The sequence below is a fragment of the Shigella sp. FC1544 genome (assembly GCF_001722145.1).
GTDB classification, from domain to species: domain Bacteria; phylum Pseudomonadota; class Gammaproteobacteria; order Enterobacterales; family Enterobacteriaceae; genus Escherichia; species Escherichia coli.
In genome coordinates, this window is record NZ_MECT01000438.1 from 1 (window position 1) to 466 (window position 466).

Below are 466 nucleotides of genomic sequence, written 5' to 3' on the forward strand. Positions count from 1 at the left end.
CGGGTTCCCGGCATGTGTCTGGCGGGGGAAGGCTGCATCGTTCTCTGGTGTATCCGGTGTGCGCCAGAACACACCATCGATGGCCAGCAGGGTCAGGCCGCACCAGTGCGGATGCGGCGTGGCGTTATGCCAGAGCTGCGCTGTTTTCGTGAACACGCGGCGGACAGCCTCACTTCCCAGGCGCTGGCGGGCCTGAATAACGGCACTGGGGGCAACGAAGGGGCGATTGCCCGGCAGCATGATGTCCAGGCGATTCACAATCTGGTGAAGAGGTTCTTTACGCTCAAGCGCCATGCCAACAATACACCAGACCATCATTTCGAGGGGAAGACGGCGCTTGCGTAGCGTTACAGTACCTGATTCGGCAGTAAGCGTAAACTGACCGCCGTATGTAGCCATTAAGCCTGTATTGGTAACGTAGGTGCCCACCTTTTCAACTAGTGGACACCTGTTATGGAACAGAAAG

At 57.7% G+C, this 466-nt stretch carries 1 pseudogene; it reads right to left on the minus strand.

The features are described 5' to 3' along the window. Positions 1-366, minus strand: a pseudogene (locus BGK49_RS17775) (transposase domain-containing protein); the annotation flags it as partial. Positions 367-466: the final 100 nt, after the last annotated feature.